This is a genomic window from Haloarcula halophila (assembly GCF_029278565.1).
Classification (GTDB): Archaea; Halobacteriota; Halobacteria; order Halobacteriales; family Haloarculaceae; genus Haloarcula; species Haloarcula halophila.
Genome location: NZ_CP119559.1, coordinates 357,541 through 376,588, shown reverse-complemented (window position 1 = coordinate 376,588; position 19,048 = coordinate 357,541). Strand labels below are relative to the sequence as shown.

Annotated in this window: 20 protein-coding genes; 6 read left to right on the top strand and 14 right to left on the bottom strand. The window is 65.2% G+C overall.

The window, feature by feature from the left end:
- Positions 1–12: 12 nt before the first annotated feature.
- Entirely contained in the window at positions 13–882 is an 870-nt protein-coding gene (locus P0204_RS01945) for an ArsR/SmtB family transcription factor (protein ID WP_276221232.1), read from the top strand.
- A 296-nt stretch (positions 883–1,178) separates the two neighbouring features.
- Entirely contained in the window at positions 1,179–1,940 is a 762-nt protein-coding gene (locus P0204_RS01940) for an MBL fold metallo-hydrolase (protein WP_276221231.1), read from the top strand.
- Here P0204_RS01940 and P0204_RS01935 read toward each other — a convergent pair.
- The 4 genes from P0204_RS01935 to rqcH form a co-directional block, all read right to left on the bottom strand.
- Positions 1,937–3,094: a sensor histidine kinase gene (locus tag P0204_RS01935; protein ID WP_276221230.1), complete on the bottom strand. Its 1,158-nt coding sequence runs from the start codon at positions 3,092–3,094 to the stop codon at positions 1,937–1,939. The genes P0204_RS01940 and P0204_RS01935 overlap by 4 nt on opposite strands.
- Positions 3,095–3,195: 101 nt before the next feature.
- On the bottom strand, positions 3,196–4,263 hold the full coding sequence (locus P0204_RS01930) for an mRNA surveillance protein pelota (RefSeq protein WP_276221229.1): 1,068 nt from the start codon (positions 4,261–4,263) through the stop codon (positions 3,196–3,198).
- 84 nt (positions 4,264–4,347) lie between these two features.
- The gene (locus P0204_RS01925; RefSeq protein WP_276221228.1) at positions 4,348–5,049 is read right to left on the bottom strand and encodes a DUF4013 domain-containing protein; all 702 of its coding nucleotides are present in this window, start codon (positions 5,047–5,049) and stop codon (positions 4,348–4,350) included.
- 164 nt (positions 5,050–5,213) lie between these two features.
- Positions 5,214–7,325: a ribosome rescue protein RqcH gene (gene rqcH / locus P0204_RS01920; RefSeq protein WP_276221227.1), complete on the bottom strand. Its 2,112-nt coding sequence runs from the start codon at positions 7,323–7,325 to the stop codon at positions 5,214–5,216.
- Between the two features lie 309 nt (positions 7,326–7,634).
- On the opposite strand from rqcH, the gene P0204_RS01915 reads away from it, so the two are divergent.
- Genes P0204_RS01915 through P0204_RS01905 form a run of 3 tightly spaced genes read left to right on the top strand, consistent with a single transcriptional unit; the run spans position 7,635 to position 8,380 of the window.
- Positions 7,635–7,814 carry a hypothetical protein gene (locus tag P0204_RS01915; protein ID WP_276221226.1) on the top strand — a complete coding sequence of 60 codons (180 nt, stop codon included), beginning with the start codon at positions 7,635–7,637 and terminating at the stop codon, positions 7,812–7,814.
- Between the two features lie 57 nt (positions 7,815–7,871).
- A complete protein-coding gene (locus tag P0204_RS01910) occupies positions 7,872–8,111 on the top strand; it encodes a hypothetical protein (protein ID WP_276221225.1) in 240 nt (79 codons plus the stop codon).
- Positions 8,108–8,380, top strand: coding sequence for a hypothetical protein (locus P0204_RS01905; RefSeq protein WP_276221224.1), 273 nt, complete (start codon positions 8,108–8,110; stop codon positions 8,378–8,380). Before P0204_RS01910 ends, P0204_RS01905 begins: the two co-directional genes overlap by 4 nt.
- Positions 8,381–8,385: 5 nt before the next feature.
- Here the strand turns inward: P0204_RS01905 and P0204_RS01900 are convergent, their stop codons facing one another.
- Positions 8,386–9,420: an NAD(P)/FAD-dependent oxidoreductase gene (locus P0204_RS01900; protein ID WP_276221223.1), complete on the bottom strand. Its 1,035-nt coding sequence runs from the start codon at positions 9,418–9,420 to the stop codon at positions 8,386–8,388.
- Between the two features lie 43 nt (positions 9,421–9,463).
- Positions 9,464–10,174 carry an MBL fold metallo-hydrolase gene (locus P0204_RS01895; RefSeq protein ID WP_276221222.1) on the bottom strand — a complete coding sequence of 237 codons (711 nt, stop codon included), beginning with the start codon at positions 10,172–10,174 and terminating at the stop codon, positions 9,464–9,466.
- 114 nt (positions 10,175–10,288) lie between these two features.
- On the opposite strand from P0204_RS01895, the gene P0204_RS01890 reads away from it, so the two are divergent.
- A complete protein-coding gene (locus tag P0204_RS01890) occupies positions 10,289–10,669 on the top strand; it encodes a DUF7994 family protein (protein ID WP_276221221.1) in 381 nt (126 codons plus the stop codon).
- On the opposite strand, the gene P0204_RS01885 is transcribed toward P0204_RS01890, so the two are convergent.
- From P0204_RS01885 to P0204_RS01850, 8 genes are all read right to left on the bottom strand, one after another.
- Positions 10,666–12,330: a tRNA uridine(34) 5-carboxymethylaminomethyl modification radical SAM/GNAT enzyme Elp3 gene (locus P0204_RS01885; RefSeq protein ID WP_276221220.1), complete on the bottom strand. Its 1,665-nt coding sequence runs from the start codon at positions 12,328–12,330 to the stop codon at positions 10,666–10,668. The two genes, P0204_RS01890 and P0204_RS01885, sit on opposite strands and share 4 nt — an antisense overlap.
- A 150-nt stretch (positions 12,331–12,480) precedes the next feature.
- Positions 12,481–13,425 (bottom strand): COG1361 family protein, encoded by a 945-nt coding sequence (locus tag P0204_RS01880; protein ID WP_276221219.1) that lies wholly within the window; start codon positions 13,423–13,425, stop codon positions 12,481–12,483.
- A 160-nt stretch (positions 13,426–13,585) separates the two neighbouring features.
- Positions 13,586–14,074: a cupin domain-containing protein gene (locus P0204_RS01875; protein ID WP_276221218.1), complete on the bottom strand. Its 489-nt coding sequence runs from the start codon at positions 14,072–14,074 to the stop codon at positions 13,586–13,588.
- 36 nt (positions 14,075–14,110) lie between these two features.
- Complete coding sequence (locus tag P0204_RS01870; RefSeq protein WP_276221217.1) at positions 14,111–16,330, bottom strand: OB-fold nucleic acid binding domain-containing protein; 2,220 nt, start codon at positions 16,328–16,330, stop codon at positions 14,111–14,113.
- 65 nt (positions 16,331–16,395) lie between these two features.
- The gene (locus P0204_RS01865; RefSeq protein WP_276223308.1) at positions 16,396–16,659 is read right to left on the bottom strand and encodes a hypothetical protein; all 264 of its coding nucleotides are present in this window, start codon (positions 16,657–16,659) and stop codon (positions 16,396–16,398) included.
- Between the two features lie 36 nt (positions 16,660–16,695).
- Positions 16,696–17,316 carry a YIP1 family protein gene (locus P0204_RS01860; RefSeq protein ID WP_276221216.1) on the bottom strand — a complete coding sequence of 207 codons (621 nt, stop codon included), beginning with the start codon at positions 17,314–17,316 and terminating at the stop codon, positions 16,696–16,698.
- 47 nt (positions 17,317–17,363) lie between these two features.
- A complete protein-coding gene (locus tag P0204_RS01855; RefSeq protein ID WP_276221215.1) occupies positions 17,364–17,942 on the bottom strand; it encodes an NADPH-dependent FMN reductase in 579 nt (192 codons plus the stop codon).
- Positions 17,943–18,100: 158 nt separating this feature from the next.
- Positions 18,101–19,027: an HhH-GPD family protein gene (locus P0204_RS01850; protein WP_276221214.1), complete on the bottom strand. Its 927-nt coding sequence runs from the start codon at positions 19,025–19,027 to the stop codon at positions 18,101–18,103.
- Between the last annotated feature and the right edge of the window lie 21 nt (positions 19,028–19,048).

Below are 19,048 nucleotides of genomic sequence, written 5' to 3'. Positions count from 1 at the left end.
GTACACCGGAATATGTCGCTGTTGCCCTCCAGAGGCCCCGACGCCAGTACGTCCCAAGAGGGGGAGCTGGAGATCGTCGGTGTCGACGAAGACGTCTCCGCCGTCCTCGACGCGCTCTCTTCGGACACGGCACGCGAGATCCTCAATACGGTTTACGAGGACCCGGGCACGCCGTCGGAGCTGGCCGACCGGCTCGGGATGTCGATCCAGAAGGTCTCCTACCACCTGGAGAAACTCGAAGAGGAAGAGCTGATCACTGTCGCTGGGACACGCTACTCGGAGAAGGGCCAGGAGATGAAGGTGTACGAACCGCCCGAGGACCCGCTCGTCCTGTTCGTCGGCACGCGCGAGCGGAAACGCTCGCTGCGCTCGCTCGTCAAGCGCCTCGTCCCCGTCGTCGGACTGCTCACCGCCACCAGTTTCGTCATCGAGTTGCTACTGGGTAACTTCCCGCTCCCGTTCGGGCTGTCCAGCAGCGGTGGTGAGGACGCCGGGCCACAGTCCAGCGGTGACGCCGGCAGCCAGTCGGGTGGTGACGGTGGCGGCGTCGACCTCAGAAGTCAGGGGACTGACTCGTCGGACTCCGGTGGAAACGTCACGATCCAGGAGGAACCGACACCTGCCACGACTGCGGAACCACAGACGACCGCTGGCGACGGCGGTGGTGGGATCAGTATCGCCGAGGCGACGGAGACGGCGACGCCCGAGGCGACTGGAACCCCCGCCGAGTACCAACTCGACGCCGCGACCGAAGTCGCCCGGACGGCCGCCTCGGACGGCGGAACGGCCCTGTCGCTCTCGCCGGGACTGGCCTTCTTTCTCGGGGGACTGCTCGTCCTGGCTATCGTCACCGTGGCCTGGGCCTACGGCGAGCGGGTCTGACGCTAAAACGCCGTTTTGAGCATAGACCGGGGTTATAACCGTCGCACCTGTAGGCACACTTGCACCGTCGACGGGCGATCCGGTCCCGGGCCTGCCCTGTCCCGCCGGTCCCCGACGACGGCTAGCCGCCACCCCCCCTCCGCTGACGCGGCCCTGAATTGGGCTCCGACGCCGCCCACCCCGCCCTCCACACACCTCCATCCCCCCTAACCCCCCCTGACCCATATTTTCGGTCCGCCGTCCCCGCTGGCGATCACGAAGTAACTGCTTAGGGGCTGGGGCGTCCTGGTTCGGCTATGCAACTGACGGTTCTCGGTACGGGGAGTGCGATGCCGACGGGGACACGCGCACAGTCCGGCTATCTGCTTCAGGACGGCGACAACACGCTGCTCGTCGATTGCGGGAGCGGTGTCCTGAACGCGCTGGCCCGTACAGCTACCGGGTACGAGGGCGTCGACACGGTGCTGTTGACCCACCATCATCTGGACCACGTGAGCGATCTGGCCGTCCTGATGAAGGCCCGCTGGCTCGCCGGGGAGACGACCCTGACGGTCGTCGGCCCGCCCGGAACGAGCGCGCTCGTCGAGGAGACGCTCGCGGTCCACGACTACATGCAGGACCGACTCGACCTGATGCTGCGGGATCGGACACCGGGTGCGTTCGACCTCGCGGGCTTCTCCGTCGAGTCGAGGGAGGGCCAGCACTCGATGCAGTGTTTCGCCTACCGGCTTCGGCCCGCGACTGGTGGTCCGAGCGTCGTCCTGAGCGGCGACACCGAGGCCGACTCGGAGTTGATCGAGTTCGCAGACGGGGCGGCCGTTCTGGTCCACGACTGCTCGTTCCCCGACGACGTCGACGTCTCCAACCACCCGACGCCGACGACACTCGGCCAGGCCTTGGCCGCCGCTGATGCGGACATCGGCCGAGTCTACCTGACGCACCTCTATCCACACACGGAGGGGCGCCACGAGGAGATGCTGTCGTCCCTGGCGGATCACTACGACGGACAGGTAGCGTTCGCTGAGGACGGCCTGACGGTCCGTGTCGACGACGCTTAGACGCGCTGGAGCGTGACGCGAAACTCCGCGCCGCCGTGCCCGCTCTCGGCGACGGTGACACTGCCGCCGTAGGACTCGGTGAGCGCCCGGACGAACCCGAGTCCGAACCCGCTCCCGTTGCTTTCGGGGCCTTTCGCACCCATCTCGAAGAGGTCTTCCCGGATCTCCGGATCGATACCGCGCCCGTCGTCGGCCACGCGGACGACGACTTCGTCCGGCGTCGGCGTCGCGGCAGCTAGCTCGACGAACACGTCGCCGTCGTTGTGGACGGCTGCGTTCGAGATCAGGTTCGTGAACACGGAGTCGAGCAGTTCACCGCCGTAGACACGATGTTCGAACTCCGCGGGATCGAACTCGATCGAGAGCCCACCGTGGGTGTCCTCTGCCTGGGAGACGGTCGCCGCGAGGATCGCCTCGAGGTCGCGGGGCTCCGGTTCGTCCTGTTGTTCGAGCGTCGAGACGAGATCGCCGACCCGCTTGATGAGGTCCGCGGAGTTGCGGGCGGCCCGTTGTATCTTGCCGGCGTACTCGGCAGTCTGCCCGTCGACCTGGGCCTCGACTGCGTCGGCAAACCCCGTGATGATCTGGAGATCGTTGCCGAGGTCGTGACGGAGCAGTCGGTCGTACAACTCGATCATCTCCTTTCGCGTCTCTAAGTCCTGGCGGGCACGTTCGAGTCGCTCGCGCGACCGGATGTTGCTGATCGCCGTCGCCGCGTGGGAAGCCAGGATTTCGAGAGGGCGGCTGTGTTCGTCGCCGAAGGCGTTCTCCGAGGTCGACCGGGCGACCAATACCGCAGCGACTTCGTCTGCCATCTGGGCCGGGACCGCAAGCGTCGCAGTGACGTCCGAGTGGTCGGCTACGCCGGCGGAAACACCGGTTTCGACGATCGTCTCACCGGACTCAAGGGCACGCTGGGCGGTCTCGCTCGGCTGATCCCCCGGCGTGAACTGTGGATTCGTACTGTGGACGACCCGGAGTTCGCCGTCACGAGCTTCTACGAACGTCGAGTAGGAGAGATCGAAGAGCAGTGACATCGCTTCGAGCGTCAGCGAAACGACCTCCTCGACGGTCTCGCAGCGGTTGAGCGCCTGACCGTATTTGTTCAGATCGGCGACCTGTCGTGCGAAATCTGGTTGCTCCTCGAATGACATCCTACTAGCTCCGGCGGCTGGGTAGTATCAGAACGAGGGCAGCCGTATAAAAAACCGTTTCGGGCGAATATCCGAATCGATAACTGGGACTGCGACTGCCGTCAGTCGAGCCGATACCGGAGCAACGCGGCGATCCCGCCGAGGTTCGACAGCTGCTGGCCTGGTGCGAACTCCGCGGAGAACACCGTCACCGAGCCGCCCTTCTGTTCGGTGGTCTCGATGAGGTGGTCGACGTCTACGTCCCACTCGCCCTCGCCGGCCCGTTCGGCCCTGAGTCGTTCGTCGAGCACCAGGAGCGTCTCGATGGCGCCGTAGTCGGCCGCCTTCGCGACCTCCTCGGGGCCGTAGGCGACTTCGCTTCCCTGCCCGATCCGTTCCATCAGTTCGTCGATGAGGTCCGCTTCCTCGGCGATGCGGGTCTGTTGCTGGACGTCCTCGACGGCACCGCGTTTGAGTACCTCGTGAACCCCGCGGTCACCGACACTCGCCGTGTCGACGACGGTGATCTGTTCGGCGACCTCGGGGATCTCCTCGGCGAAGTAGTCCAGCGCGTCCTGTTTGGTAAAGCCCGGACCGGCCAAGATGTACGCGTCGACGTCCTGGCGTTTCAACACGTCGGCCAGTTCCGCGAACAGTTCGGTCCGCGGGCGGGCGTAGTCGCCTTTCCCCGTCGTCGAGGTGATCGAAGCCCGTTCCTCGGTGCCGTACTGAGCGACCGTGTGGACGTGTGCTTCCCCCTCCTCGACGGTCGCGATCGCCACGTCGGGGTTGTCCGTCGACTCGACGGCCTCCTCCAAGCGGTCGTTCTGGTCCGGCTTCCAGTGCTTCTCGATCTCCAGTTCGGTGTGTTCCTCGACGTTGAGTGTGTGGTGAAAACCCAGTTGGTCCTCGCGCGAGCAGTCGACGATCTCGCCGCCGACCCGCAGTCGGTTCGCGAACTTCGCGAACTCGACGTCGGTGACCTCGATCTTCAGCCACATGTGTTCGCGCTCGCCGCCTTTGTCGCGGAGGTTGTCGTCGTTGCGCTGGATGCGCCGCGTCGTATCCCCGGAGACGTGGTCGCCGGGCTCGACGATATACGAGAGATGCCAGAGGTCGTCGAGCGTCTCGGGGACCACCTCGACGCGCTCGCGACCCTCGCCGGTGGCCTCCCGGCTCTTGATCTGCATGGGTGAGTCTCCGCCGTAGGGACACAAGTGCCCTGCTATTCTGGGGCAGAAGTGAAGGAGCGTAAAACTGGTGTGGGTGACCGTTCAGGCCATCGGCTGGCCGGCGGGGGTCTCGGGCGACTCCGCGACGGCGGGCATCTCGCGGACCGCGCTGGCGATAGCGTGAGCCCCCGCGACGTTCGCGTAGAAGGTCACGAAGGGGGCTAACACGGCGCCGATGACGACGGCGTTGAGCAGGCCGATGACGACACCACTGAGTAGACTGATCCCGAATGCGACGGCCCAGCCAGTGGCGTAGGTCCGGCTGAAGGCCAGCCGGCGGATCTCGGGGACCGAGAACGCCGCACTCATGCTGTCGGTCCGAACGTAGGCCACGATAGCCGCCGGGAGGACGTAGGCGATCGCGAGCGAGACGGCGGCGATGGCCAGGACCGCGACCAGCGCGATCAGGGAGGCCACGAGGCCACTGCCTGCGCTGCCGTTCCCGAGTCCGAGCGACATGATTCCGCCCAGCACCGCGACGACGGCGATCGACGCCGGGACGAGCGAGTAGACGAACCCGATGACCGAGGCCTTCAGCCCGTCAACCGCGAGGGCACCCCAGTCTTCGAACACCGGCAGTTCCTCGTCGCCGTCCATGACCGACCGGAGGACGTTCAGGAGGTAGCCGACCACAACGAACAACGGGACCAGCAGGAAGCTGAAGAACAGCAACACGCCGCCGATGACCGTCGTCTTCAGTACGTCGTCGCTCTCGCGCGGATAGGTTAGTGCTTCTTTGAACATTTGTGCTTTCCTGGTGGACGTCCGCGGCGCTTTCGGGTCAGTACCACGTCGAGCGTCGACGGAATCTCCGAGTTATACTACGACCAACAAGTATATGAACGTGCGTGAGACGTGCTATTCGGTAGCATACCAGTACCGATCGGGCCGAAACCGAACGCCTGCGCTCACTCGTCGACCATTCGGCTCCCGCCCGGTGGCAGGAACTCCTGGATCCGGTCCGGGCTGGCGACCTTCCGGACGAACGTCTCGTCGGTGAAGCGGGACTTGAACTCACGGTAGAGTCGCTTGGCGATGTCGTTTTGGGCGTACTGGCCCGGTTCGACGGTGATGCTACTCGCGGTCTGGGGTGCGATCGCCGCCGGCGGTCCACCGATCACCTGCGTCACGTCCTCGCAGGTGATACCGACGGCGACGCCGACCTCGGTGTCCTCGAAGTAGGTCCGATCCCCACGAATCGCGAACCCACCCTTCTCCAAGTATTCGCCGCTTTCGGGCGTCTTCGACACCTGATCGGGGTCGACCATGTAGACGTCGCCGGCGTATTTGCCGTCCTTCCAGACCGAGGAGTAGGAGACCGCGAACTGCGCGGCCTGCTCCAGCGACGACTCCGGGAACTCGACCTCCTTTGCCGGCTCGCTGGGACCGGTCGCCTTCAGGACCGTCACCGGCCCGCCGTGGGCCTGTGCGTGGAAGAACTTGTCACCGCGTTCGAGGTACTTCTTCACCAGTTCCTCGTTGTCGTCGGCGTCCCGGCCGCCGATGACGAGGTAGCCGTCCGACGTGTGGAACCACCGGAACTGCTCGTACCACTGTTCGGTGTTCCGGATCGGGATCGACGGCTCGGCGAGCCAGTCGGTCGGTTCGTCGTCGTCCTCGTCCTCGACTGTCTCGTCGGTATCGTCGGCCTCCCAGGCGTCGCGGCGGTCCTCGACTTCGGCCAGGTCCTCGCGCGTGTCCTCGATAGCCGCGAGCGCGCCCTCTTTCTTCTCCTCGATGCGTTTGGCCTCGGTGTACAGTCGATCGGCGTTCTTCTCGACGCCCATCGAAGCGTCGACGGTGACGCGGGTGCCGTCGATCTCCAGCGTGACCGTCCCCTCGCTGCCGTCGACACCGACGACCGACTCGGCGGCTTCGATCCCCCTGTCTGCACCCTCCGCGAACGTCGCCTCGATCTCGTCCCAGGCCACGTCGTCTTCCCGTGCGGCCTGGACCGTCGAGATGACCTCGTCGATCAGGTCGTACCGAGCGTAGAGCAGTTCGGCCTTCTCCCGTTCGGCTTCGGCGTCGGCCTCGAAGTCCTCGATGGCCTCCTGTTGCTGTCTGATGATGTGTTCGTACTTGTTGATCTCGGCCTCGAAGTCCGGTCGCTGCGTCTCGCCGCCCTCGACTTCGTCCTCCCGCTGGACGTTGAAGAAGTAGTCGTCCAGCGCCGCGTTGAACTCCCCGAATGACTCGCTGTACAGTTCCTCGTACTCCTCCAGCGGCACTGGGGTCGCGTCGACCGGCTGTCGGTCGTCTCCCTCACCCTCGTAGTAGACCCGGGGGTCGAGATCGCCTTCTCGAAGGCGGGTCGCCAGGTCGTCGACGATGTCGTAGAGCCGCCGGAACTGGTCCTCGGTGAGTTCCTCCACCTGGACGTTGTAGTCGATGTCGGCCCGCGTACACAGTTCCTCGCCGTAGAGGCCACCGAAGTTGAGCTGGGTCGCCAGCGTCCGCACGAGGTCCGCGTCCGAGGACTCGATACGCGCGACGAACCGGTCGTAGTCGACTGTCAGGGGATTGAACCGTGCCGAGGGGAACTCGTAGGGTGCCCCCGGTGCGACGGTCCGGGACTTCAGGCGGACGGTCTCCAGACAGTCGACGACGTCGCCGTGTTCGTCCAGCACCACGACGTTGCCGTCGCCGAACAGCTCCGCGATGACGGTCGTCGAGCCGTCCTCCCGGTCGAACTCCAGTTCGAGGATACGGTCGAACTCGAACTGCTCGATGCGGACGAGGTCGGCTCCCGAGAGCCGGTTCCGGAGCATCATCGCGAAGTCCGGCGGTCGTCCGGGGGCGTCCGGGACGTGTTCGGCCGCGGCGACGTGGGCCCGCATCACGTCCCCGAACTCGATGATAAACTCGACCCGTCCGCGGTCGAAGTCACGCAGTTTCAGTCTGACCAGGTCGTCGTCGGTGTAGAGATAGGCCTTGTCGAGTTTCGCGCCGGCGTAATCGGCGAGCTCGCCCGACAGCGCCGCCAGGTCGACGCTGGTCATCTCCCGTTTCGTGTCCATGTCGGTGGCTGTCGGTCCCCGCTGAAATGCCTATCGGGACGGCTGGACCGAGCGACGGGTGAGTACTGTGTCCGGTCGCACAGATCCGACGTGTCAGGCCGTGATTGCCAACGGTCGTTATCGAGAACGGGCGTAACCGGGAGTCAACGGATGGCATCCACAACCGGGAGTTGTTGGGGCTGTGGAAGCGCCACCTTCGAACGAGCGGTGCCGACTTGTTGCCACACCAAGGCGTATATAGACAGGGTCCGACAGTTAGACGTGGACGACTCAACTGACGAACTCCCTGCGGAACCGCGGAGGACTGACATGGGCGTAGCCGGGATTGCATCGCTTGTCTCGGTCGCTCTGGCTCTGTACTACTACTACGTCCGTGGAGACAAACAACGCGGGCAGTTTGTCGGCCTCTGGCCGGCGACGATCCTCGGGCTGGCCGTCTACCGCAGACTGGGCGAACTGCGACAGACACTTCAGGAGTCCCAGGAGTAACTAGATGCGTTACACCAGCGAGTCACACCGACAGACTGGGAGCCGGTAGTTCGATTCATGAGCGCGACAGTTCCGGACAAACTCGGCGACATCGACCTCGATACTCGAATCCAGTACGGACTAATGTTCCTCTTCGGGGCGCTGTGTCTCGTTGCGGCAATCGCACCGCTGGGGACGCTGATCAAAGCCGTCACCGTCGCAGCCCTGTTTGGACTTACGGCCGGTATCTGGATCTCGCACCTGGTTCAGACGATACAGAAAGCCGCCAGCGCCCCGACCGGGCGGGAGAGCGGATGACGACCGATACCGTCGACGAGGAGCCACGGTCATCGACCTTTCTCACCGGTCTCGCGTTCCTCACCGGGGAGGACCCTAATGCAGGGTCGTTCCTGCTGGTCGTCGGGCTGGTCACCTGCCTGTTCATCGCCGCGTTCCAGTTCCTGCTTCAGGCTCCCGTGTCGAACCTGCTTACTGCCTTCGTCTTAGTCATCGCCGTCATCAGTTTCCTCATGGGTGCTATCCTGGATATCCTCGGCTACTTCGATACGCCGATGGATGGAGACTGAACGCCTCAGATGGAGTCGCCGATACGGTCCCCGGTCTCCAGTCCGCTCCGGACTGCGGTGTGGAGCCGCGCCTCGTCGGCGACCCAGTCGCCGGCGAAGTAGAGGTCGTGGCCCTCAGCGATCGAGAGTGCCTCGGTATCGACCTGCTCCTCGGGCTGGGAGTAGCGCCAGTGCTGGTAGTCCGTCCAGTCAGGGTCCGTCAGCCGCTCGTCGTCGAGTAAGTGAGCGGTCCGCTCGGCGATCTCCGAGAGCATCCGCTCGGGTCGTTCGTCGTAGTTCGCGACCGACCACGGTTCGTTCATCTGGACCAGGAGGAGCGATTCGCCGTCCGGGACGTGGCCGGGCTTGCACTCCTCGCGTGCGATCCAGCCGATGTCGTGGTCCTTGTCGGTGTTGACCGCGCCGTACCACGGGCGGTCTACCTCGAAGGGGTAGTGCAAGACGCCGGCCACGACCGTCCGGTAGGGGACCGACGCGATCGCCCGTCTGAGCGCGCGCCGGTCGTCGTGTTCCCAGGTGGCCTGCCCGAGGAGATCGGCCGTCTGTGGCGCCGGCGGCGTGAGCAAGACGGCGTCGAACTTCCCGAGCGCCGTCCCCTCGGCGTCGACGAGCGACCAGCCGTCGTCGAGTCGGCGTAGCGTCTCGACGCGAACGCCGTTGTGGACGGTCGCCTCTGTCGCCCCGAACAGCCGTTTCGCCAGTTGGGTGATCCCCGACTCGTAGGTCCACTTGTGGTCGTCGGCGTCCCGGCCTTCGTCGATACCGCCGGTCCGCTCGAAGGCGTAGACCGGCTCCTCGACGTCGATCAGCCCCTCAGTCGGGAGCCGTTCGGTGACCAGTTCGGTGACGCGCTCGTCGTCGGCCTTCAGGTAGTTGGCGCCGTACTCGTAAGTGCAGTCCTCCTTCCGGCGGGTGGCCGCTCGGCCACAGACGCCGCGGCTCTTCTCGAAGACGGTGACCTCAACCGGAGTGTCACGGAGTGCGTAGGTGGCCGCTGCGCCGGCCGCCCCGGCACCGACCACAGCCAGCGTCGTCGCCATATCGGAACCGAAGGACGGCGCGAGTAAATAACCACGGCACGGATCAGAGCGACGCCGCCAACCGTTTGAGTGCGTCGCTGCCGTCAGCGGTGATCGGGTCGCCGTGGCCCATCGCCGCGATATCGAACGCCGGGAGTGTGGCGGCCAACGCCACGACGCTGTCCCGTAACTCGTCCATGTCGTAGGAGTCCCCCCAAAAGGGTGTCGTCAACCCGCCGTCCTCGCCCCAGACGAGATCCCCGAGGAAGGCCGTCGACGCAGCTTCGTGGTAGTAGACGACGTGTCCGGGGTTGTGTCCCGGCGTGTGATAGACGCGGAACCCGCCGACGGTGTCACCATCGGCGAGCGGTTCGACGTCCAGATCGGGAAGCGGGAACAGCCGACGGCTCAGACGGTGGAACAGTCCCTTGTGGTGGAAAACGGGGGGATCGGTTCGCCCCTCAAGCAGCGCCAGGTCGTCGCTTCCGACGCCGACCGGGCCGTCGAACTCGGGGACGAGGCGGTTGAGCCCGCCCACGTGGTCGAGGTCGTAGTGGGTCACCAGCACGCGGTCGAGATCGCCCGGCCGAACCCTTAGCCCGCCGAGTTCGTCGACGATGGTCGGCTCGTTCCACCACAGCCCCGTGTCGACGAGCGTGATCGCGTCGTCGGACCCGCCGAGCTTGCGGCCGTCGACGAGGTAGGCGTTCGACGCCAACGGCGGCACGAGCCCGAGTTCCAGTAGCCAGACGCCGTCCCGGAGTCGACGAACCATAGGGGTGGTACGGTAACGACGGACAAAACGCCGTGGGTATCGCTGTGCGACGGCAGACGTGGCGGGGTCTCCGCCGAGCCGAACGTCCTTGCCACTGCGGGTCGAACCACCGATATGAGTCGGTCGAACGTCCTGGCTGGACTCCTCTGTTTCGTCGGGGTGGCGATGCTAGTCGTAGTGTTCGGCCCCGAGGCGATCAGTTCGACCCCCGGCCGAACGGCGTTCACTGGAGCGATTGCGCTCGCCGGCCTCCTGTTCTCGCTGGCGGCGACCCGACGACGGGGTAGGCTCGCCGGACGGCCGATCGATCTCCACGACTGCAGCGCACTGGGTGACGTTGCTATCGGACTCGCAACGCTGACCGGCCTGGCGGCCGTCCCGGGGGGTGTCGCCGGCGTGTTGTATGCCGCGCTCGTCGTCGCCGGAAGCCTCAGTGCTGTGGCGTTCGGCGTCGTCGGCCTCGCCGAAAAGTACGGGCTGCTATCGGCGACCTAGTCCAGGCGCTTCGAGACGTAGGGACCGTCCTGTTGGTAGTCCAGCTTGTTCCGGTAGTACTCGCGGACGCCGATCCCCGAGATGACGGCGAGCTTCGAGTAGCCGGCGTCACGGGCCAGTTCTTCGGCTCTCCGGAGGAGCCGACGGCCGTACCCCTTGTGCTGGTGGTCCCCGTCGTCGCCCTCCTGGCCGACGCCGACGGCGTTGCCGTAGACGTGGAGTTCCCGGACGAGCGCGGCGTCTTCCAGTTCCCGTCGGACGGGGTCGTTCGGGAACCGGAGCCGGCAGAACCCGACCAGGACGTCCCGTTCGAAGTCCTCGAAGGAGATGAACTGCTCCGTCCCGCCACAGGCCTCGTAGGTCATCACGTCCAGTTCGACGTTCTCGGCGGTCTCCTCCTTGTGACCGGCCTCCCGACAGCGGATACAGTCACAGCTCCAGTCGTGGTCCTCCATCTCGTTCCAGGCCAGTTGCCGGAGGTTGGACTTCCAGACGCCGCCCTCGATGAAGTCGGCCGGGATGTCACGCTGGACGCGCTGGAGGCGCGTGTATCGGGGGATCATGTCCTTGATCTCAGCGACCAGTTCGGCGGCCTCCTGGTTGTCCAGCGGGTCGAAGTCGTTCTGCTTCCACCAGTCGTAGGTCACGGTGCCGGGGACGACCAGCGTCGGGTAGATCTTGAGGTAGTCGGGGCGCCACTGGGACTCCTCGAAGATCCGGCGGAAGTCCTCTAAGCACATCTCCTTGGACATCCCCGGTTGGCCGGGCATCATGTGAAAGCCGACCTTGAACGCCGAGTCCCGCAGCCGGCGGTTGGCGTCGATCGACGCCTGGACCCCGTGACCACGGTGCATCTCCCGGTTGATCCGCTCGAAAGTCGTCTGGACGCCGACTTCGACTTTCGTCCCGCCGAGGCGGAGCATCCGATCGATCTGTTCGGGGTCACACCAGTCGGGTTTCGTCTCGAAGGTGGTCGCGACGTTCCGGACGTCGGCGGTCTCGTTCTCCGCGATAACGTCCTCCAGATACGAGAACTCGTACTCCTCGGGGTCCTGTGCGAAGCTCTCGCCCTCTTTCGGGTTCGGATCTGCCTCGGGATCGAAGTCGTTCATCGCCTCTAAGGCCCGCTTGACGAACCACTCCTGGTAATCGTGACTGCGGGCGGTCATCGTCCCGCCCATGATGATGAGTTCGGCCTTGTCGACAGGGTGGCCGATCTCCCGGAGTTGGTTCAGGCGCAGCGTCACCTGGCCGTACGGGTCGTAGTCGTTTTGCTCGCCCCGAGCGGCGGCCGGTTCGTGGCCGGTGTAGGACTGTGCCGAGGAGAACTCCGAGTCCGGCCCGCCGGGACAGTAGAGACACTTCCCGTGTGGACACCGGTGCGGGGAAGTCATGATCGCGATGGGGGAAACGCCAGAAGCGGTCCGGACTGGCTTTCGCTGGAGGACTTCCTCTAACACATCGCGGTGTTCCTGTGGTGCGTAATCGAGGAGTTCCGAGTTCTGCGGGACCTTCGGCGCCGAGTACTCGCGACAGACGTCGATCTTCGCGGACTCGACGTCGTCGCGTTCGACCTCGCCGGCGAGGATGCGGTCGACCAACTCCGCACACACCTGCTGGAAAGCTTCCGTCTCGCGGGGGTCGTCGCTCTCGGTACTCACAGTGTCAGTTCTCGTCGCCTCGATCGAATAAGCGTGTCGCTATCCCACCTCTACAGCGGGTCGACCAGAGTATCGGAGGTGGTTCGGTACGATCGGGATCAATAATCCCTCAGGAGAGGAGAGACCATGCCGTGACTCCGAGGTTTCACATCACGAATTAAATTCGGCGATTACTGTGAGAACGTCGGAGAAGCCGATCTCGCCGGAGGTATTGTAGTCTTCGATAGCAGCCAACACCTCTCTGAACTGAATCCCCGGCACCCCATTCGTATCGTATCTGTCGATAACAGACTGTTCGATATTCACTGCCGTAACCGCCCGATCGGAACCGTCCACACCCTGTATCGAACCGGTAGCGACGATTTGTCCCGTTTCGGCTGTCGTATTCTCTCTGACGACGTACGAGACGGTCGTCGTCAACGTCGATCCGCCGGCGATGGGGCCTGAAACCCCATAGAAGACGACAGGGTCGCTCCGATCAAGGGCTTTGATTCCGTCGCCGTAACTGGTCTGTGGGACGATATTGGTAGAGACGTTAAACTCGATGCCCCCGGAAGACGCCGGTACTGCCCTGTTGTTCGTGAACTGGTAAGTTACGTTGAACTGCCCTCCGGCTTGCGTGTTGACCGTCTCCGGAGCGGCCGACAGTTCGAAGGGGGAGGGCTTGTCGACGGTGACCACGGTGGCGGTCGAAGCCGACGCGTTGGTCGCGGTCCCTTTGAAGAACCCGTCAGCGCCGATCTGGACATCCCCACCGGGGGCCGCAGACGTGACGCTGAACGTCACCGTCGTCGTCTTGGTCTCTCCCGGTGTGATCCGTCCGTTGAGCCCGTAGAAGACCGCCGGTGGATCACTGTTGGGGGTCGATATCCCGTCACCGGAGACGCTCGTGACGTTGATTCCGGTTGGTGTCGTGAGGTCGAGCCGACCAGCTGTGGCATCGTCGCTGCCGGTGTTCGTTAGCTCGTATGTCACGGTAAACGTCTCACCGGGAGCGACCGTTCCGGCGTCGGTGGGTGCATCGATACCGACCTGTGGAGCGGCAGCGACCGGACCCGAGACGGCAACCATCGAAAGCGCTACGAGCACGGTCATTACGATCGTTCGAGCGGGGACAAGTTGAGATCTCATCGGGGGAGGATGCTCTATCGCTCCGATACACGGGAGAGAAGGATAAGGGTACCGCTGAGTCGAAACGGTTGGAATTTGTCTCGAACCATCCGATGCGGTGCTGAGACGGCCGACCTGGGTTCGTTTACTCCTCCCAGTAGTCCAGTGTCGCGTCCAGATCGAGCATCGTCGAGAGGTCGCGCTCGTCGGCATCGCCGCCCGGGGGCGCCCCGGCAAAGAGGTGGACCGCCCCCCGGCCTGGCATGTACGTGATGTCGGGATCGTTCATCTCGGAGACGACGAGCAGGCGCAGGCCGTCGTCGCCTGCCTCGACCTCGTGGGTGTGTTCCTCGCCGGTCGGCAGGGCGACGTAATCGCCCGGTTCGAGCGGGTGGGACTCGCCGTCGATACCCAGGAACAGCGTCCCGGTGCCGTCGAGGACGAAGATCGCTTCTTCGTTGCCGTAATGGCTGTGTGGCGGCCAGGTCCGTTTGCCGGCGGGAATCTCGTAGAGACTGGTCCCGAGGTTCGCTCCCCCAGCGGCGGCGCCCAGCCGTTTGCGTTTGAACTGCCGGTCGCCGTGGTCGTAGTCGGTCCACTCCAGATCGGCGGCGTTGACGGGGCCGTCGCTCATACTCGGGGGACAACGGCCGGGAGGAAAAAGCCCTGTCTAAAGCCGGTCGGTCAGTCGATCCAGCGTCGCGTCGAGCACCGAGTCCCGGGCACCTGCCAGGAACCGGATCGATCCCTCGCGGACGCTCCGGGTGGCGACACCGCCCTCGGGAACCCACTCGCCGATCTCGGTCGACAGGTCGTGGATGTCGACGTCGGCGTTGGTTCGCACGTACAGCGTATCGGTCGCGATCCCGACGATCGCGTCGGTGTCCTCGCTCATCTCCCGGTGGAGTTCGTCAAGCAGGAGCGTCTCGGGCGGGAACTCGTACTGGTGGACGTAGGCGTCGGTGTCGAGCACCGCGATGTCGGCCCCGTTGACGGTCCGGTGTTCGAGGTTGACTCGGGCGGTCGAGACCTCTTCGTCGACCTTCTCGCGGAACTGCTCGGCGATGTGACCGGCCAGCCCGCCCACGTCGTCCTCGTCGTCGCCGAACACGAGGTCGGTGATCAGTTCGCGCTTGTCCTCGTAGGACTGGTAGTGGGCCTCCAGCGCGACGGCTTCGCGGAGCTGCGTGACCGCCTCGGCGTCGTAGCCGGCGTCGGTCGCGGCGTCGAGATAGGCAGTCGGCGCACCTTCCCAGAAGCTCACTGCGGGGAGATGCATCAGGTCCGCCCGAACGTCGTCGTTGACGTGAGCCGCGACGTTGGCAGCCAGCGCGGTCGCGGTCGTCTCGGGGGCGTCGACGACGGACGGTGCGACGACGGCATCGACGGCTTCGGTGACCGTCTCGTCGACATCGACATCGTCGATGACGATGCTGGGTGCGCCATAGACGTCGAGCAGGTCGAACCCGTCCAGGCTCTCACGGGTGCCACCGGCGGCGACGAAGACGAACAACGGGAGGTCCTCGCCGTGGCGTTCCCGGTTGTCCAGCATCGTCGTCGTGTCCTTGGTGGCGTCGTCCATGTCGTAGACGCCGCCCTCCAGGGGCCGGCGGTCGAAGTAGTGGTACTGGGCGTCGTCACGGCGGTGTTGCTCCCGGACCAGCGGGAGCGTCGCGCGTTCGAGCGCGCTCCCGGCCAGGTAGCCGTCGGCCGTGTTGGCGTGACGGACGATGACCGGCCGGTCGGTGAGGACCGCCTTGCGGATCTGTGTCGCGGCCTCGACGAGTTCGCCCGACAGCGCCGCGATCGCGGCGTCTTCGGCCAGGGATTCGACGGCGTCCGGCCGTGCCTCGTCGTCGAGCGCGTCGGCCAGTCGCTGTTCGACCGCTTCTCGCTCCTCGCCTTCGAGGACGGTCAGCGTCTCGGTCTCGACCTGGAGTTCACCGCGTCGCTCGCGGACGTCGCCTTCCAGTCGGACCACGTCGCCCTCTTCGACCTCGGGGTAGGCGCGGACGCCGGCTTCGACGAAGGCCGCACAGTCGACGGTCCCGGTCGAGTCCTGCAGTTCGAAGACGGTCGGACCAGAGGTCTGTCGGATCCCGACGACTGTCCCTTCGAGTCGGATGTCGTCGCCGACACGGTCGGATAGCTCGCCGACGGTCGCGTCCTCGTACTCGACGGCGGACTCGTCGTCTTCGGCCGTCTGCTCTTCCTCTGTGGGAGGCTCGTCCGCTGTATCGTCGTCGGCGTTCGAACTCTCGTCGTCTTGCCCACCTTCCGCGCTCGGTCGGTCGTCCGCCGTGTCGTCGACGGTATCGGTCGCGTCGTCGTCGCTCGTCTCGCCGACGCTGCCGCCGGCACCTGCGACGCGATCGGCGTCCCCGGCGGGGCTTACACCGCCAGCGGACGCTTCGACCTGTGTGGCGCCGCCGTCGGCCGTCTGTGTGGTCGACCCACCGTCGTCTTCATTTCCCTCAGCCGAGGCCTCCTCGCCGTCGTCTGTTTCTTCGAGCAGGACGGCGTGCCCGATGTCGGGATCGTCGACGAGATGACCGCGGAACTCCCGTTCGGCCTGTCGGATCGACCAGCCGAGGTCGACGTTGCCGTTGTCCCGAACGTTGGTGACCTGGACGTAGACGTCGTCGCCGGGCTCCCAATCCAGGGAGTCGAGCCGTCGATCCAGCTCACTGCGGTGGAGGAGACCGGTCACGCTGTCACCGATATCGACGAAGACGCCGAACTCGGCGAATCCGTCCACTTTGCCGCGATAGTAACGACCGACTGTCAGTTGATCCGGGCGATTCCCGCGGAATTCGAACAATGCATCCTCCTCGTGGAGGTCACAGATGTGACCCTCGACGGAGGTGCCACAGATGATACACGAACCCATTGCTCGGTGAAAACGGTTCGGGCCTAAAACTGTTGTCGGATTCCGCCCGCCAATCCAGGGGGAACTCAGTCGACGATGTCACTCTCCTCGCGGAGCGCGTCCAACCCCGCGGAGAGCGCCTCCAGTTGTTCGGGAAACAGCGCGACCTCGACTTCGCTGCCCTGTTCGTCCTCGAAGGCGAGCTTGACGCGCTTGTCGCCGTACTCGCGGACGTCGACGCCCTCGACGTCGTACAGTTTGATCGTCGCCTGCTTGTTGGCGGGGCCGACGTTCTTGAACGCGCCGTCTTTCAGTTCGAGCATGAAGTCGTCGATGTCCAGCGTGAGCATGTCCGTCTCTGGGACCACCAGCCACCTAAAGGCGACTCATCCGAGCAGGACACCGGCAGCGAGGACGCCACGGAAGCCGTAGCCGAAGACGATCACGGCGGGGAGCGCACCGAGGACGGCCGCCCGCGGGAGCGAGAGGTCGTGGACCACCGACAGTCCGGTGACGTACAGTACCCCGCCCCAGACTGCGACGAACACTCTGAGTTCGGGGAACGGAAGGCCGGCCAACAGACACGGTGCCATCGCGTAACACATGACCTGAACGGTCTCGCTGATCCCACCCCGGTCGGGCGCGCCGACGACGAGGAACAGCGTCTGGAGCGCCGCCGTCAGATGGACGGTCGCCGGCATGACGAACATCCCGATGGCCAGCAACACGAGGAGCGCGATCGCCGGGGAGAACTCCGCGACGCCGGGGTACGTGAAGGGACCGGTCGAGACGACTCCCTGCGTGGCCAGTCTCGCGACGGCGACGCGGCTCAGTTCCTCGGCCATGACGACCATCGCGGCGAAGACGAGTCCGGGTGCCTGGTCGCCCGGTGCCACGCCGGTCCGGAAGAACCGCCGCGGTCGGACGAGCACTTCCCCCCAGGCACGCAGGACGGCGACCGGTCCGCGCTCGCGACCGCCGGTCGGGTTCTCTACCCACTGGGTCACAGGCCTCAGTTAGGAAGCGCCTGATTTGACGGTTCCGTCTGCGACCGTCAGTCGTCGGCACCGATGTTCTCGGTGCTCTCGAAACACGGCGGATCGGGTTCGATGTTGGCGTACGTGACCGCCTCCTCGCCGAGCGTATCGACCCGTTCCGTGATGGCCTCGTCGACGATCCGTCCGTCCTCGATACTGTTTCTGGCCCGCGGGATGGCCGCTTGGTGGGGAATCACCCAGCAGTTCAGCGACCGACAGACCGACCGAAGGTGGTCCAAAGCGGTGATGGGGAACCCTCCGCCAGCCACTGCCAACAATCCGACCGTCTTGTGCTCGAACTCGTCGAAACCACAGTAATCGAGCGCGTTCTTCAGCGGCGCCGAGTACGAGCCGTGATACACTGGCGTCCCCAGCAGGATCGTGTCGGCCTCGTAGATGGCGTCCATCAGCGCGACGGCATCGCCGGCCTCGCGGTGATCGGCGTCGAACACCGGGAGATCGTACTCTCTGAGGTCGAGCAGTTCCGTCGTTGCGCCCGCCTCTTCGGCGGCATCGAGGGCACGACTGATTCCGACGCGGGTGTAACTCCCCTCCCGGAGACTTCCGGCGAGACCGACGACGTGTGGTCTGGACATGTTCTTGCGTCCGTTCGGAGCCGGTAAAGTGGTACCGTCGTTCCGATATCCCTGGGTCGCGCCATCGATTCCTCGTGCGCGCGTACGGAGATGTTCACGTCCACGAACGCCGACGATCTCTGGGGAACGAGTGATTCGAACCCATCGGTGAGCCGGGCTTACCGACTGAGGGCGACCGTTCCGGCCCCTTCGTCGAACGCCACCAGTCCGTCACGGTCGAGATCCGAGAGCAGCCCAGCGAGCCACTCCCGGCTTCCTTCACCGTCGCTGTCCGGAACGTAGTCGACGCGGATTCGCGGCCCCAGGTCGTCGACAGCCAGTTCGCCGTGATCGCTGAGGACGCTGACGATCCGCCCGCGAAACTGCCGTCGACTCCCCTCGAAACTCGGTTGTTCGGGGACATCTGGCGCGGTGAAGTCGCCGGTCTGGTAGGCGTGACACCACTCGCGCCACGGACAGCCTTCCTCGTCGCACCGGGGTTTCTTCCCGCAGGCCACGCCGCCGAGTTCCATGACGGCGTTGTTCCAGACCCGGGACTCCCCGGCGGGCATGAGTGCCGACGCTACCCGCTCGAAAACGTCGTCCTCGTCGGGCACGTCGAACGCGCGATAGAGGACCCGTTTGACGTTGGTGTCGACGACCGCGTCCCCGTTGTTGAACGCGAAGGAGGCGACGGCGTTTGCCGTGTACGGCCCGACGCCCATCAACTCCGACAGTCCGTCGGGGTCGCGTGGCCACTCGCCGTCGCGGTCCTCGGTGATCTGGCGGGCGGCCTCGTGGAGGTACTTCGCGCGGTTGTTGTATCCCAGAGAGTGGTCCGTCCAGAACGAGACGACGTCGGCGCGGTCGGCGGCCGAGAGGTCGGCGGCGGTCGGCCACCGATCGAGGAACTCCGTCCAGGCGTCGACGACACGGTTCAGTTGCGTCTGCTGGCTCATCACCTCGGAGACGAGAATCTCGTAGGGGTCCTCGGTCTCCCGCCAGGGGAACGCCCGGTGGTCGTCCTCGTACCACTCGACGAGAGCCGTCTGGACGGCGTCGACATCGGCCGGGAGGTGTGTCGCCGGTTCGGACTGCTCGGTCATCGCTTCCCGTCTAACGGCCGT